Origin of the sequence: Erythrobacter cryptus DSM 12079 (genome assembly GCF_000422985.1) — a bacterium.
Classification (GTDB): domain Bacteria; phylum Pseudomonadota; class Alphaproteobacteria; order Sphingomonadales; family Sphingomonadaceae; genus Erythrobacter; species Erythrobacter cryptus.
The window spans coordinates 34,774-47,334 of sequence record NZ_AUHC01000010.1 but is presented as its reverse complement, the minus strand read 5'-3'; the positions used below and the strand labels follow the sequence as shown (position 1 = coordinate 47,334).

Annotated in this window: 15 protein-coding genes; 10 read left to right on the top strand and 5 right to left on the bottom strand. The window is 69.5% G+C overall.

What is annotated here, in order from left to right; translation table 11 throughout:
- Positions 1-67: 67 nt before the first annotated feature.
- The 7 genes from rsfS to G524_RS0107790 all read left to right on the top strand — a co-directional run bounded on the left by rsfS (position 68) and on the right by G524_RS0107790 (position 5,516).
- The gene (rsfS, locus tag G524_RS0107820; protein ID WP_084625099.1) at positions 68-502 is read left to right on the top strand and encodes a ribosome silencing factor; all 435 of its coding nucleotides are present in this window, start codon (positions 68-70) and stop codon (positions 500-502) included.
- A 114-nt stretch (positions 503-616) separates the two neighbouring features.
- A complete protein-coding gene (locus tag G524_RS0107815) occupies positions 617-1,039 on the top strand; it encodes a 23S rRNA (pseudouridine(1915)-N(3))-methyltransferase RlmH (protein WP_027443220.1) in 423 nt (140 codons plus the stop codon).
- 7 nt (positions 1,040-1,046) lie between these two features.
- Positions 1,047-2,291, top strand: coding sequence for a murein hydrolase activator EnvC family protein (locus tag G524_RS0107810; protein WP_027443219.1), 1,245 nt, complete (start codon positions 1,047-1,049; stop codon positions 2,289-2,291).
- A gap of 132 nt (positions 2,292-2,423) precedes the next feature.
- Positions 2,424-3,785 carry a S41 family peptidase gene (locus G524_RS0107805; protein WP_027443218.1) on the top strand — a complete coding sequence of 454 codons (1,362 nt, stop codon included), beginning with the start codon at positions 2,424-2,426 and terminating at the stop codon, positions 3,783-3,785.
- Between the two features lie 10 nt (positions 3,786-3,795).
- Positions 3,796-4,248, top strand: coding sequence for a disulfide bond formation protein B (locus tag G524_RS0107800; protein ID WP_027443217.1), 453 nt, complete (start codon positions 3,796-3,798; stop codon positions 4,246-4,248).
- A gap of 26 nt (positions 4,249-4,274) precedes the next feature.
- The gene (locus G524_RS0107795) at positions 4,275-4,796 is read left to right on the top strand and encodes a demethoxyubiquinone hydroxylase family protein (RefSeq protein WP_027443216.1); all 522 of its coding nucleotides are present in this window, start codon (positions 4,275-4,277) and stop codon (positions 4,794-4,796) included.
- Between the two features lie 126 nt (positions 4,797-4,922).
- Entirely contained in the window at positions 4,923-5,516 is a 594-nt protein-coding gene (locus G524_RS0107790) for a hypothetical protein (protein WP_027443215.1), read from the top strand.
- Positions 5,517-5,537: 21 nt separating this feature from the next.
- Here G524_RS0107790 and G524_RS0107785 read toward each other — a convergent pair whose 3' ends face one another.
- Genes G524_RS0107785 through G524_RS0107770 form a run of 4 tightly spaced genes read right to left on the bottom strand, consistent with a single transcriptional unit; the run spans position 5,538 to position 9,277 of the window.
- On the bottom strand, positions 5,538-6,551 hold the full coding sequence (locus G524_RS0107785; protein WP_027443214.1) for an SDR family NAD(P)-dependent oxidoreductase: 1,014 nt from the start codon (positions 6,549-6,551) through the stop codon (positions 5,538-5,540).
- Positions 6,552-6,577: 26 nt separating this feature from the next.
- Positions 6,578-7,384 carry an enoyl-ACP reductase FabI gene (fabI, locus tag G524_RS0107780; protein ID WP_027443213.1) on the bottom strand — a complete coding sequence of 269 codons (807 nt, stop codon included), beginning with the start codon at positions 7,382-7,384 and terminating at the stop codon, positions 6,578-6,580.
- The gene (locus tag G524_RS15280; protein WP_051220984.1) at positions 7,381-8,256 is read right to left on the bottom strand and encodes a YihY/virulence factor BrkB family protein; all 876 of its coding nucleotides are present in this window, start codon (positions 8,254-8,256) and stop codon (positions 7,381-7,383) included. The genes fabI and G524_RS15280 overlap by 4 nt, the downstream gene beginning before the upstream one ends.
- Positions 8,257-8,284: 28 nt before the next feature.
- Positions 8,285-9,277 (bottom strand): DnaJ C-terminal domain-containing protein, encoded by a 993-nt coding sequence (locus G524_RS0107770; RefSeq protein ID WP_027443212.1) that lies wholly within the window; start codon positions 9,275-9,277, stop codon positions 8,285-8,287.
- Between the two features lie 185 nt (positions 9,278-9,462).
- Here G524_RS0107770 and pdxH point away from each other — a divergent pair, with 185 nt between their 5' ends.
- The gene (gene pdxH, locus G524_RS0107765) at positions 9,463-10,119 is read left to right on the top strand and encodes a pyridoxamine 5'-phosphate oxidase (RefSeq protein ID WP_027443211.1); all 657 of its coding nucleotides are present in this window, start codon (positions 9,463-9,465) and stop codon (positions 10,117-10,119) included.
- A gap of 8 nt (positions 10,120-10,127) precedes the next feature.
- The gene (locus G524_RS0107760) at positions 10,128-10,922 is read left to right on the top strand and encodes a PhzF family phenazine biosynthesis protein (protein ID WP_027443210.1); all 795 of its coding nucleotides are present in this window, start codon (positions 10,128-10,130) and stop codon (positions 10,920-10,922) included.
- Positions 10,923-11,020: 98 nt separating this feature from the next.
- Here the strand turns inward: G524_RS0107760 and G524_RS0107755 are convergent, their stop codons facing one another.
- Positions 11,021-12,163, bottom strand: a complete 1,143-nt coding sequence (locus tag G524_RS0107755) for a serine hydrolase domain-containing protein (protein WP_027443209.1) — start codon at positions 12,161-12,163, stop codon at positions 11,021-11,023.
- A gap of 36 nt (positions 12,164-12,199) precedes the next feature.
- Between G524_RS0107755 and G524_RS0107750 the strand changes: the two genes are divergently transcribed.
- On the top strand, positions 12,200-12,550 hold the full coding sequence (locus tag G524_RS0107750) for a hypothetical protein (RefSeq protein ID WP_027443208.1): 351 nt from the start codon (positions 12,200-12,202) through the stop codon (positions 12,548-12,550).
- The last annotated feature ends 11 nt before the right edge of the window (positions 12,551-12,561 follow it).

The following is a 12,561-nucleotide window of genomic DNA, read 5'->3' as shown; positions in this document are numbered from 1 at the left end:
TTGCCGCTGCCGCGCGCTGTGCCTGCCGCCCGCCCTTGCCCCTTACTGTGGAGACCAGACTTTGCCAATGAGTGAGGCAACCATCGCGTCCATCCCGCTCGGCCCGGTGCAGGCCGCCGCCGGGATCGCGCAATCGCTGACTGAGACCGGGGCGGGCGCCGAGGCGCTCCACCGCCTGGTGCTGGCCCAGCTCGACGAGGATCAGGCGCAGGAGATCGTCTCGATCCCGCTGGCGGGCAAGAGCTCGGTGGCCGATTACATGGTGATCGCCAGCGGCCGCTCGACCCGCCAGGTCGCGTCGATCGCGCAGAAGCTTGCCGAGAAGATCAAAGCGGCCGGCTTCGGCCCGGTGCGGATCGAAGGGCTGCCGGCGGCCGATTGGGTGCTGCTCGACGCCGGGGACGTGGTCATCCACCTGTTCCGCCCCGAGGTGCGCAGCTTCTACAACCTTGAACGCATGTGGTCGTTCGACGGCGCCGAGGCCGCCGGCGGGCGCGCCTGATCGCCGCTGCGGCCTGCCGGGCGTTGCCGCAGGCAGGTTGCGCGTGTCGATGCGGGCCTGCGGCGCCTGCGGGCGGCCCGAGAACCTTGTGCTTGGCTTGCGGGGTTTGACGCCATTCTCCTTCATATCATAGCACGCGGAAAGATCGGCCGCTCGCCCGAGGGCGAGCTGGTGGCGCGCTACCTGCAGCGCATCACCTGGCCGACAAGGCTCAGCGAATGGCCCGAGCGCGGGCCGGGCAAGGCGGCCGAACCGCTCAGCCCCTGCCGCCTGGTGCTGCTCGATGAACGCGGCACGGCGCTGTCTTCCGAAGACTTCGCCGCGCTTCTGGCCCGCTGGCGCGATGCCGGGGTGCGCGAGGCGCGCTTCATGATCGGCGCTGCGGATGGCCACAGCGATGCCGAGCGCGCCGGGGCCGACCTGCTGCTCGCCTTCGGCCCGGCAACCTGGCCGCACCTCCTCGCCCGGGCGATGCTGCTGGAACAGCTCTACCGCGCCACCACCATCCTTGCCGGCCATCCCTATCATCGGGCATGACGCCAGCATGTCCTGGCGTCATCTGCTTGCTGCGCTTGCCACGCTCGGCGCCCTTGCGGCGCTGGGGCTGGCGGGGCCGGCCCTGCCCAGCCCCACTGCCACCCCGGCAGCGCTGCTGATGGCGCCCGAGGAGGCGCGCGCCGCGCTCGCCCGGGCGAGCCGCGAGGGGCGCATGGCTGCGGCACGGGCGGCGCGCCTCACCCGCGAGGCCGAGGCCGCGGGCGAGGCGGCAGAGCGCACCGCGCGCGAGGCCGCGGCGCTTGCCGCGCGCATCCAGCAGGCCGAGGCCGAGACCGAGGCTGCCCGCGCCCGCCTCGCGCTCGCCCGCGCGGCGCGTGCGGCGCTCGCCGCCCGCCTCGCCGCGCAGCAGGCCCCGACCGCGCGGCTCGCCGCCGCGCTCCAGACCGCGGCGCGCCGCCCGCTCGCGCTGTCCGCGCTGCAACCCGGCTCGCTCGGTGACGTGGTGCATGTGCGCGCGGTGCTGGCGAGTGTGGTGCCGCAGATCCGCGCGCGCACCGCGGCGCTGCGCGCCGAGCTTGCCAAGGGCCGCGCGCTCGAGTCCCGCGCCGCACGCGCGCTCGCGGAAATCCGCGCCAGCGAGGCGACCTTGCGCCAGCGCCGCAGCGAGCTTGCCGCGCTCGAAAACCGCCAGCGGCTCGCCTCGCGCGCGGCGCGCGGGGCGGCGCTGCGCGAGGCCGAGCGCGCGCTTGCCCTCGCTGAGGAGGCCCGCGATCTTGATAGCCTCGTCGATCGGCTCGGGCAGATGGCGGCGCTCAGGGCGGAACTGGCGGCGCTGCCTGGCCCGATCCTGCGCCCGGCCGATCTTGCCGCGCCGCTGCCGCCCGAGGCCGCCGCGCCGCCCGCGCCCCCCAGCCCCGCCGCCGCCCCGCCGCGCGATTACCAACTGCCGGTGCAGGGCCGCACCCTCATCGGCTTTGGCGCCCGCCGCGCGAGCGGCCTTGTCAGCACCGGGCTCACCCTCGCGCCCGCGCCAGGCGCGCAGGTGGTCGCCCCCGCGCGCGGACGGGTGGCCTTTGCCGGGCCCTATCGCGGCTTCGGGCGAATCGTCATCATCGAGCATGCGGGCGGCTGGACCAGCCTTGTCACCGGGCTGGCCCGGGTCGATGTGACGGTGGGCGCGCAGGTGATCGGCGGCAGCCCGCTGGGGGTGGCGGGCGGGGGTTCTGCCCCGCTCACGGTCGAGCTGCGGCGCCAGGGCACGCCGGTCAACCCACTGCAATTCCTCGGATAATTCCATCGGAATTCGCGGCGGCGCGAGACCGCCTGTGCCATTGGAGCAAGCCTGCCGGGCCGCCCGCGCCTGTCATCTGGCGTTCATCGACTGCAGGCGATACATTCGCGCGCAAAGGAGCCACAATCGCCCATGAACCTTGCCGCTCTCCTGCGCAGCGCCGCGCTGGTCACCGCCGTCGCGCTGATCCCCGCCACCACCGCCACCATGGCTCAGGTCGATGGCCGCGCCGGGCCGGAATTTGCCAAGTTCTTCGCGGTGTTCCAGCGGGTCAAGGCAAGCTATGTCGAGCCGGTCGAGGACGAGGTGCTGATCCGCGGCGCGATCGACGGGATGCTGGCCGCGCTCGATCCCCATTCGGCCTATCTCGATGGCGGCGACCTCCAGCGGCTCGAGACCATGATCAACGGCAAATATTCCGGCCTTGGCCTGTCGGTGGTGATGGAGCAGGGCGCGGTCAAGGTGGTCTCGCCCTTCCGCGGCAGCCCGGCCGAGCAGGCCGGGGTCAAGGCCGGGGACTATATCACCCATCTCGACGGGCGGCTGATCGTCGATACCAAGCTCGATGATGCGGTGGCGCAGATGCGCGGGCCGGCGGGCACCAAGATCCGGCTGACGATCTATCGCCCCGGGCGCGATGACCGCATCGAGGTGGATGTCACCCGCGGGGTGATCAAGCTCGAGCCGGTGACCTGGAAGCTCGAGCCGGGCAATATCGGGGTGATTTCGGTCAACGAGTTCTCCGCCGATGTCGGCGCCGATGTCTTTGCCGCCTGGCAGGCGATCCGCAAGGCCGCGGCCGGCGGGCGGGTCAATGGCCTGGTGCTCGATCTGCGCAACAACCCGGGCGGCAGCCTCGATGAATCGGTGGCCCTGGCGGACCTGTTCCTCAGCGAAGGCCAGATCGTCAGCCAGCGCGGCCGCGCCCGGGGCGAGACCATGCTCTATGATGCCGAGACGGTCTATCGCGGCGATATGGCCGAAGGCGTGCCGATCATTGTGCTGATCAATGCCGGTTCGGCCTCGGCCTCGGAAATCGTCGCCGGGGCGTTGCAGGATCACCGCCGGGCGCTGATCATGGGTGAGCGCAGCTTCGGCAAGGGTTCGGTGCAATCGCTGCTGCCGCTGGGCAAGGATGCCGCGCTCAAGCTCACCACTGCGCGCTATTACACACCTTCGGGCAGATCGGTGCAGGAGGGCGGGATCAAGCCTGATATCGCGGTGCCGCAGATCTCCGATCCCGATTATGCCCTGCGGATGAAATACCAGATGCGCGAGAGCGACCTGCGCGGCCACCTCATCAACGAGGCGGCGCTGAAGGACGAGGAGATGGAGCAGGACAAGCGCGCCGATCCGCGCTTCCAGCTCACCGCCGCTGAGCTTGAGGCGGAAGGCATCAAGGATTTCCAGCTGCACTATGCGCTTGAAACCCTGCGCCGCACCACCCGCAGCAGCATCGCGCTGCGCCCCGATCCGCGGCCGGCCAAGCAATAGGAGCTTGCCGATGGATGCTCTGGGCAAGGCCCGCGCGCTTGCCGTGCTGGTGCCGGCGGCGCTGCTCGGCGGGGCCTATGTCGCGCAATATGGCTTTGGGCTTTACCCCTGCGAGATGTGCTGGTGGCAGCGCTATCCCCATTTCGCCGCGCTCGGGCTGGGGCTTGCCGCGTTCAGGCTTCAGCCGGCGCGGGTGTGGGCGGCGCTCGCCGGCCTTGCCATCCTCACCTCGGGCGTGATCGGCGGCTTTCATGCCGGGGTCGAATATGGCTGGTGGCAGGGGATCACCGCCTGCACCACCCTGCCTGGGCAGATCGATGTGATGAACCCTTCCGCCGCCCCGCTGGTGCGCTGCGATGTCGCGCCCTGGAGCCTGTGGGGCATTTCGCTCGCCGGGTTCAATTTCCTGATCTCGACCGCCGCCGGTGCGGCCGTTCTGGCGCTCGCCGCGTATAAGAGATAGGCGCACAAGGCGCAAAGGAGCACGGCATGGACACCAAGACCCTGCACCGCATGATCCGGGTCGATCAGGCCGGGGAGTTCGGCGCCACCCGCATCTATGAGGGCCAGCTCGCGGTGATGGGCGATCGCGGGCCCCATTCGGCGGAAATCCGCCACATGGCCGCGCAGGAGGCCGAGCACCGCAAAAAGTTCGATGCCCTGCTCGCCCAGCGCGGGGTGCGCCCCACCGCGCTTCAGCCCTTCTGGTCGGCCGCCGGCTATGCGCTTGGCGCGGGCACGGCGCTGATCGGGCCCGAGGCGGCGATGGCCTGCACCGCGGCGATCGAGACCGAGATCGACCGCCACTATTCCGAGCAGCTCGAGGCGCTCGAGGCGAGCGGGGCCGATCCCGAACTCGCTGAGATGATCGCCGCCTTCCGCGAGGATGAGCGCGAACACCGCGATGCCGCGCTTGCCCACGGGGCCGAGCGCGCGCCCGCCTATCCGCTGCTTTCGGCGGCGATCAGGCTTGGCTGCCGCCTTGCCATTCGCCTGAGCGAGCGGGTCTGAGCAAGGCTTGCTGCGCGCCTTGCGCCACTTCACCCGCCATTCAGCCCGGCAAGGCTAGACAAGCCCCCCGGATGAGGGGCATGGGGCGCTGGTGCTGCCTGCTCCTTCGACAAGGAACCCCAAGCGATGACGCGCATCTTCGCCCCCGCCCTGCTTGCCGCCAGCGCTGCTGCGGCGCTGCCAATGGCCACCCCCGCTGCGGCCCAGAGCGCCGATGAAAAGATCAACATGGTGATTGCCTTCAGCGCCGAGGAATGCCCGGTGGCCCAGCCGGGTGAGCTGGTGGTGTGCGAGATCCTCGTCGAGGAGGAGCGTTACCGCATCCCTTCGGCGCTGCGCTACAGCACCGATCCGGCCAACAAGGCCTGGGCGCGCCAGGTGGAAGAGATCAAATATGTGGGCGATTTCGGGGCGATGAGCTGCTCGCCCGCCGGGCTTGGCGGCTTTACCGGCTGCACCCAGAAGTTCATCGAGGCCGCCTACAAGGACCGCGCCGAGGCCGATAAGGTGCGCTTCGGCCAGTTGATCGAGAAGGCGCGGGCCGAGCGCCTCGCCACCATCGATGCCGAAGCCGCCGCCGAGCAGGAGCGGGTGGAGATGATCGAGCGCGAATATATGCAGCGGCTCGAGCGCGAGCGCGATGCCGAACTGCCGGGCGAAACCGCGCCGCCAGCCGATTCCGTGCCGCAGGAAGAACCGGCGCCGCCGCAAGGTGACTGAGCCAGCCGCGCCAATCCCTTATCAGACCCCGTAATAATCCCGATACCAGGCGACGAAGCGCGCCACCCCTTCGCGCAAGGGGGTTTGCGGCGCATAGCCGGTGAGCGCCTTGAGCAGGCGATTATCGGCCCAGGTTGCCGGCACATCGCCCGGCTGCATCGGCAGCAGGCGCCGATCGGCCTTGCGCCCGCATTCGGCCTCGATCGCATCGACGAAATCGGCAAGGCGCACCTTCTGGCCATTGCCGATATTGACCACCCGGTAGGGCGCAACCGGCGAGAGCGTGTCGCCCGGAACGCCCGGCCCGGCGTTGGAGGGGTGGGGCGGCACCGCATCGATCAGCAGGCGAATGGCGCGCACCAGATCGCCGACATAGGTGAAATCGCGGTACATCTCGCCGCCGTTGTAGATCTCGATCGGGGTGCCCTCGAGAATCCCGCGGGTGAACTTGAACAGCGCCATGTCGGGCCGGCCCCAGGGGCCATAGACGGTGAAGAAGCGAAAGCAGGTGGTGGGAAGGCCGTGGAGATGGGCATAGGCATGGGCCATCACCTCGCCCGCCTTCTTGGTCGCGGCGTAGAGCGTGAGCGGGGTATCGGCCTTGTCGCCCTCGGCAAAGGGCATGGCGGTGTTGGCGCCATAGACCGAGCTGGTCGAGGCGATCAGCAGGTGGCGCGCGCCTACCTCGCGCGCGCATTCGATGAGGTTGAAGGTGCCGACCAGATTGGCATCGACATAGGCGCGCGGGTTTTCGAGGCTGTAACGCACCCCGGCCTGGGCGGCGAGGTGGACGATGATCTCGGGCCGTGCGGCCAGCACCACCTCGCGCAGGCGGGCAAAATCCTCGAGCAGCGCCTCGGTGGCGGTGAACTGCGGATGGGCGCTGAGGAGGGCGTGGCGCTGCTGCTTGAGCGCGACGTCGTAATAGTCGGTCATCCCGTCATAGCCGACCACGGAAAAGCCTTGCCTGAGCAGGCATTCGCTGAGGTGATAGCCGATGAACCCGGCCGATCCGGTGACAAGAACGGTTTGCATTACCGCGCCCCTTAGCCGCCCGGGCGTTAAGAAAGCGCGATGTCGGGCGCGTCTTCCTGCTTCATGCCGATGATGTGATAGCCCGCATCGACATGGTGCACCTCGCCGGTGACGCCGGAGGCGAGATCGGAGAGCAGATAGAGCCCGGCCCCGCCGACATCCTCGATCGTGACATTGCGCCGCAGCGGCGCATTGAGCTCGTTCCACTTGAGGATATAGCGGAAATCGCCGATCCCGCTGGCGGCCAGGGTCTTGATCGGCCCGGCGCTGATGGCGTTGACGCGGATGCCGCGCGGGCCAAGGTCATTGGCCAGATAGCGCACGCTGGTCTCGAGCGCGGCCTTGGCCACGCCCATCACGTTGTAATGCGGCACCACCTTTTCCGCGCCGTAATAGGACAGGGTGAGGATCGCCCCGCCGCTTTCGGGCATCATCGCCGCGGCGCGCTGGGCCACCGCCACCAGCGAATAGGCCGAGACGTTCATGGTGAGGAGGAAATTGTCGAGGCTGGTGTCGATGAACTTGCCGCGCAGCTCGTTCTTGTCGGAAAAGCCGATCGCATGGACGACGAAATCGATCGTCTCCCAGCGCGCCTTGAGCGCGGCGAAGGCGGCATCGAGCGATTCCATCCGCGCAACATCACATTCAAAGGTGAAATCGCTGCCCAGCTGCGCGGCCAGCGGGATCACCCGCTTGGCCAGCGCCTCGCCCTGGTAGGAAAAGGCAAGCTCGGCCCCCTGTTCCTTAAGCTTGCGGGCAATCCCCCAGGCCAGCGACTTGTCATTGGCCAGCCCCATGATGAGGCCGCGCTTTCCTGCCATCAATCCGCTCATTCCTGCGTCTCCTCGCCCGCCCCGGCGGGCTTGCCAAGCGGCGGTGCGAGCGCCGCGTTCAACTCCGCGCCGATAACCAGACCGAGCCCGACAAGCCAGAAAAACAGCAGCGTCACCATGCTCCCGGCAAGGCTGCCATAGGTGAGATCATAGGTGAAGAAGGTGCCGAGCACGATTGGCAGGGCCGCGGCGACCGCCAGCCACCAGACCATGGTGAACAGCGCGCCCGGCCAGCGCGGCACCTCGCGCCGGCGGTAGGGCGCGGGGGTGAGCACCAGGAACAGGGTGTAGAGCGAGCCTGCCAGCCCCAGCGCCGGGACGATGCGCGAGAGGCTCAGGGTGGCGATCGCCTCGGCGAGTTCGGGAAAGGCCCTGGCGATCACCACCTGCGCCGCGCCGATCGCCACCTGGGCAAAGAGCGAGAGCATCAGCACCACCACCGCGCCGAGGATCAGCCCGAAAGCGCCGAGCCGGGTCTTCCAGAAGGCCTGGCCGGTCGGCGGGGCACCATAGGCGCGGCGCAGGATATCCCGGATGGTCTCGATCAGGCTCGAGACCGTCCACAGCCCCACCGCCGCGCCCAGCCACAAGAGCCAGCCCGATCGGGCATAGATCACGTCCTCGGCCACCGGCACGATCACCGCGGCCACCGATTGCGGCAGCGCCGCGCCCACGGCTTCGACCATCGCCCGGGCATTGGCGCGCCCGCCGATGAGATCGAACAGCGCCGCGCCGATGATGAAGAAGGGAAAGATCGCCAGCATCGCCAGATAGGCGAGGTTGCCGGCGTGGATGAAACCATCGTTGAAGGTGCCCACCGCCACCCGGCGGACGATCCCGAGCGCGCGGGTGGGGGTGTTGGCACCGGCCACGGCTGCAAGGCCCCGCGCGCCCGGCCCCTTAAAGGCCGAACTTCTCCCGCGGGCGGGCCGGATCGATCCAGCCTTCAAGCCGCCGCTCGAGCTCGGCGAGGTCTGAAGGAAGCTGGATCTCGAGCGTCACCAGCTGATCGCCGCGTTCCATCTTGCCATCAATGAGCTTGCCGTTCTTCTTGGTCCAGCCCTTGCCGGCCAGGCGCAGCACCGTGCCGCTCGAGCTGCCGGGCTTGATCGTCAGCATCACCGCGCCATCGACCGTGGGGCACTTGACCTTGGCCCCGCGCACCGCCTCGTCGAGCGTGATCGGCAGGTCCATGCGGATATTGTCGCCATCGCGCTTGAAGAACGGGTGCGGGCCGATCTCGACCATCACCAGCCCATCGCCATTGCCGCCCGGGCCGGGCTGGCCCTTGCCCTTGAGCCGCATCACCGTGCCGTCCTCCACCCCGGCGGGCAGTTTCAGGCTGATCGCCTTGCCATCAGCCAGGGTGATGCGCTGGTCACGCCCGGCGGCGGCCTCGACGAAGGGCACGGCGAGGCGGTAGTGGATATCGGCGCCGCGCTTCGGCGGCGGCGGCGGGGGCTGGCGGCCAAAGCCGCGGCGGGTGCCATTGCTCCCCGGCTGGGCGCGCGCGCGAGTGCCGAACAGGCCCTCGAAAAGCTCGCTCAGATCAATCTCCTCCCCGCCAAAACCGCCGAACTCGGGGCCGCCCGCGCCGCCGGGCCCGGCGCCATAGGTGCCGCCGCGGCCATAGGCGCCGCGCGCGCCCATGCCGGCGAAGGGATTGGCGGGGTTGCCCTCGGCATCGATCTCGCCGCGGTCATACTGAGCGCGCTTGTTCTTGTCCGAAAGCAGATCATAGGCGCGGGTGGCCTCGGCAAACTTTTCGGCCGCCTGGGGATTGTCCTTGTTGCGATCGGGGTGCAGCTCCTTGGCGAGCTTGCGATAGGCGCTCTTGATGTCCGCCTCGGAGGCGGTGCGGGGAACGCCGAGGATGGTATAGGGATCGCGCATGGCGTGTTAGCTAGGTGATACAGCGCCCGGGTGCAAGCGGGCCCTGAATGGTGATCGGGCACGTCGGGTCGTTCGCCCCAATCGACGAGCCGCCGATCGGCTCCGCCAAAGGCGCGCGCTTGCGGCTTTCCCCTGCCTGGCGGCGTCGCTATGGCCGCAGCCGGCCACCAGGGAGACTTGCGCCGATGACTGATCCCGTCCCGCTTGACGATGCCGCGCTTGCCGACAGCGTGATCCCGGAAGGGGCCGATCCCTTCGCGCTGTTCGAGGAATGGTTCGCCGCAGCCCACGTGGGCGAACCCAACGATCCCAACGCCATGGCGCTCGCCACCGCCACGCCCACGGGCGCGCCCTCGGTGCGCATGGTGCTTCTCAAAGGCCACGGGGCGGGCGAGATCGCCGGGGGCGGCTTCACCTTCTTCACCAATGCCCAAAGCCGCAAGGGCGCGGAAATCCGCGCCAACATGCAGGCCGCCTTGCTGTTCCACTGGAAGAGCCTGCGCCGCCAGATCCGCATCGAAGGCCCCTTGAGCGAGGTCTCGCCGCAGCGCGCCGATGCCTATTTCCACTCGCGCCCCTACAAGAGCCAGGTCGGCAGCGCCGCGTCCGACCAGTCGCGCCCGCTCGCCGATCGGGGCACCTATCTTGCCCGGGTGCAGGAGATCTGGGCCGCGCACGAGGCCGAAGGCAAGGTGCCGCGCCCGCCGCACTGGACCGGCTTTACCCTCTCGCCGCGGCGGATCGAGTTCTGGATCGACCGGCCCAACCGCCTGCATGATCGCCGGCTCTTCACCCGCGAGGGCCCCGATGCGCCCTGGCACGACACCCTGCTCTATCCGTGAGGCCCATCATGGCGCAGACCATCCCCTATTGGCACGTCGATGCCTTCGCCGCGCGGCCCTTTGGCGGCAATCAGGCGGCGGTGATGGTGCTCGAGGCATGGCTCCCCGATGCCGAGCTGATCGCCATCGCCGCAGAAAACCTCTTTGCCGAAACCGCCTTCGTGGTGCGCGATTGCAGCGGCGCGGCGGATTGGGAGCTGCGCTGGTGCACCCCGGCCTGCGAGGTGGCGCTGTGCGGCCATGCGACGCTGGCCGCGGGGCATGTCCTGCTCACGCAAGGCGGGGGCGCGCGCGTCACCTTCCGCACCCGCCAGGCGGGCATTCTCGAGGTGGTGCGCGCCGGCGCTGCTTATGAACTGGCGCTCCCGGCGATCCCGACCGCGCCGGGCGAATACCCCGAGGCAATCGCGCTCCTCGGTGCAGCGCCGCTGGAGGTGTGGCGCAATACCGATCGCTACAACATCTTCCTGTTCGAAAGCGAAGCGGCGGTGCGCGCCCTCGCGCCCGATCTGCGCGCGCTCGGTGCCCTGGGGCCAGACCAGTTCATCTGCACCGCGCCTGGGGAGAAGACCGATATCGTCAGCCGGGTGTTCGTGCCCGGCGCGGGGGTGGACGAGGATGCGGTCACCGGCTCGGCCCATGCCGTGCTCGCGCCCTTCTGGGGCAAGCGGCTGGGGCGTGATCGGATGAGCGCGCACCAGGCCTCGGCGCGCGGCGGCGATCTCACGCTCAGGCGCGATGGCGCGCGGGTGTGGCTTGGCGGGCCCTGCGTCACCGTGGTCGCGGGCAGCTTCTATCTCTGATCGGTCGCGCAGCGACCGCAAGGGCAACCGCCCGCCCGCAGCGGGCGCAGCTTGCTGCGCGCCTAGCGAGGACCGGGCGCCGGATGGCGCCCGGAACCTCAGGAATCCGGATAGAGCGCGAGCACGTCGGCGGCCTGCTGGAGCATCGGTGGGCGCTCTTTGTCATCCGAATGGCCGAGCCGCACCAGCGTGACGCGCTGCTGGGGCGAGACCAGCACATATTGGCCCATGTGGCCGATCATCGCAAACAGGCTGCGGGGCGCGCGGTCGGGGAACAGCGGCTGCTCCTCGCCTTCGGGCAGCGGGCGGTTGAGCCAGATCTGAAACCCATAATTGGCGCGCACCGGGCTGGGGGTGACCATCGCCTCGATCCAGCGCTGTGGCACCAGCTGCTCGCCGCTCGGGGCGCGGCCCTTGCGCCGCAGGAACTCCCCGAACTTCGCCCAATCGCGCGCGCTGGCGTGCATCAGGCTGCCGCCGATCAGCGTGCCTGAAGCATCGAACTCGGGCACCATGCTGGTCATGCCCAAGGGGCCGAACAGGCGCAGCTGGAGATAGTCGGCCACGGCCTTGCGCCGCGCCTCGGGGCTGGTGCTGGGGGTGAGCGCACGCGCGGCGATATCGGCAAGGATCACGCTGGTGTTCGAGGAATATTCGAACTTGGCACCCGGCTCGGCCTCGAGCGGCTGTTCTTCGGCCCATTTGGCCATGTTATCGCGCCCGTCGAGGAACAGCATCCTCACCTCGCTCGATTCATAGGGCGGATCGCCGCTTTCGGTGTGGCGCAGCCCGCTGCGCATCTGCAGCAGGTGGCGCAGGGTGATCTCGGCGCGCGGATCGCCGGGGCGCTGCCACAGCGGCACCGGGGCGGGGGCATCGAGGCTGAGCTTGCCATCGGCCACGAGCAGGCCGATGAGCACCGCGGTCACCGTCTTTGCCATCGACCAGCTGACAAAGCGCGTCTGCGGACCATAGCCGGGGGCATAGCGTTCGGCGGCAAGCTTGCCATCGGCGATCACCACCACCGCGCGGGTTTCGCCAAGGCCAGGCAGGGTGAAAAGATCGTCGATCTCGCGTGCCAATTGCTCGCGCGGGGCCCCGGCATTGGCGCTCACCGCGGCGCGGGCGGCCTCGGTGAGCGGGGGCCTTTCCGCCGGGGTTCCAGCGCTGCACCCCGCCATCACGAGCAGGGCTGGCGCGAGCGCGGCGGCGCGGTTAAGGACGGGGCTTGGGCGGGGCATCGCCCCCCCCCATTCCCCAACCGGAAAGGCTTGGCAATGGCGAATTTTCCTGCGGCAACGGCGCGCCCCTCGCGGCGCTGGGGCCTGTGGCTGGCGGCTGCCGGGCTGATCGCGCTCGCGCTTGCCGCCTTCGTCTATCGCGCCCCGATCACCGGCTATGGCACGATTGCCGCGGCCTATTCCGCCCGGGTCGCCTGCTCGTGCCGCTTCGTTGCCGGGCGCAGCCTTGAAGACTGCGCCAAGGACAAGCTCGCCGGCATGGAACTGGTGACGCTGCGCGAGGATGCGGCGGACAAAAGCGTCACCGCGCGCTTCCCGCTGGTGGCCGAGGAAACCGCGCGCCTCAAGCCGGGCTATGGCTGCGTGCTCGATCCCTGGGAGGATTGAGGCGCGCGCGG

Bases quoted from the DNA above. Each gene is read 5' to 3' on its own strand.
- rsfS (WP_084625099.1), top strand. From the start codon at position 68: ATGAGTGAGGCAACCATCGCGTCCATCCCGCTCGGCCCGGTGCAGGCC.
- G524_RS0107810 (WP_027443219.1), top strand. From the start codon at position 1,047: ATGTCCTGGCGTCATCTGCTTGCTGCGCTTGCCACGCTCGGCGCCCTT.
- G524_RS0107805 (WP_027443218.1), top strand. From the start codon at position 2,424: ATGAACCTTGCCGCTCTCCTGCGCAGCGCCGCGCTGGTCACCGCCGTC.
- G524_RS0107800 (WP_027443217.1), top strand. From the start codon at position 3,796: ATGGATGCTCTGGGCAAGGCCCGCGCGCTTGCCGTGCTGGTGCCGGCG.
- G524_RS0107795 (WP_027443216.1), top strand. From the start codon at position 4,275: ATGGACACCAAGACCCTGCACCGCATGATCCGGGTCGATCAGGCCGGG.
- G524_RS0107790 (WP_027443215.1), top strand. From the start codon at position 4,923: ATGACGCGCATCTTCGCCCCCGCCCTGCTTGCCGCCAGCGCTGCTGCG.
- G524_RS0107785 (WP_027443214.1), bottom strand. From the start codon at position 6,551: ATGCAAACCGTTCTTGTCACCGGATCGGCCGGGTTCATCGGCTATCAC.
- fabI (WP_027443213.1), bottom strand. From the start codon at position 7,384: ATGAGCGGATTGATGGCAGGAAAGCGCGGCCTCATCATGGGGCTGGCC.
- G524_RS0107770 (WP_027443212.1), bottom strand. From the start codon at position 9,277: ATGCGCGATCCCTATACCATCCTCGGCGTTCCCCGCACCGCCTCCGAG.
- pdxH (WP_027443211.1), top strand. From the start codon at position 9,463: ATGACTGATCCCGTCCCGCTTGACGATGCCGCGCTTGCCGACAGCGTG.
- G524_RS0107760 (WP_027443210.1), top strand. From the start codon at position 10,128: ATGGCGCAGACCATCCCCTATTGGCACGTCGATGCCTTCGCCGCGCGG.
- G524_RS0107755 (WP_027443209.1), bottom strand. From the start codon at position 12,163: ATGCCCCGCCCAAGCCCCGTCCTTAACCGCGCCGCCGCGCTCGCGCCA.
- G524_RS0107750 (WP_027443208.1), top strand. From the start codon at position 12,200: ATGGCGAATTTTCCTGCGGCAACGGCGCGCCCCTCGCGGCGCTGGGGC.